This window comes from Dawidia cretensis, from assembly GCF_018598175.1.
GTDB classification, from domain to species: Bacteria; Bacteroidota; Bacteroidia; order Cytophagales; family Cyclobacteriaceae; genus Ohtaekwangia; species Ohtaekwangia cretensis.
Window position 1 is genome coordinate 1 of the sequence record NZ_JAHESE010000166.1, and the last position, 311, is coordinate 311.

Below are 311 nucleotides of genomic sequence, written 5' to 3' on the forward strand. Positions count from 1 at the left end.
CAGAAGACCAGTGGGACATCGTTATCACCCGGTTCTCGCCCGACGGAACCCAGTTGATCGGGTCGACCTACCTGGGCGGCACCGGCAACGACGGACTGAACATCTCCAAAGCCCGTGGTGGCCCATTGGTGGTAAACTATGGCGACGAAATGCGCGGCGACATCATGACCGATGAGACCGGAAATGTATACATCGCCTCCGTGACGAGCTCCAGCGACTTTCCCGTCCCCGGCGGCTTTGACCAATCGTACAACGGCGGCCTCAGCGACGGCGTGGTGACCAAACTCGCGCCCGACCTGTCGTCTATCGTC

Annotated in this window: 1 protein-coding gene; it reads left to right on the forward strand. The window is 60.8% G+C overall.

Annotation, left to right across the window (positions count from 1 at the left end; translation table 11 throughout):
- Window positions 1-311, forward strand: a 311-nt coding sequence (locus tag KK062_RS30210; RefSeq protein WP_254088107.1) for a hypothetical protein, incomplete at both ends; no start/stop codon positions are given.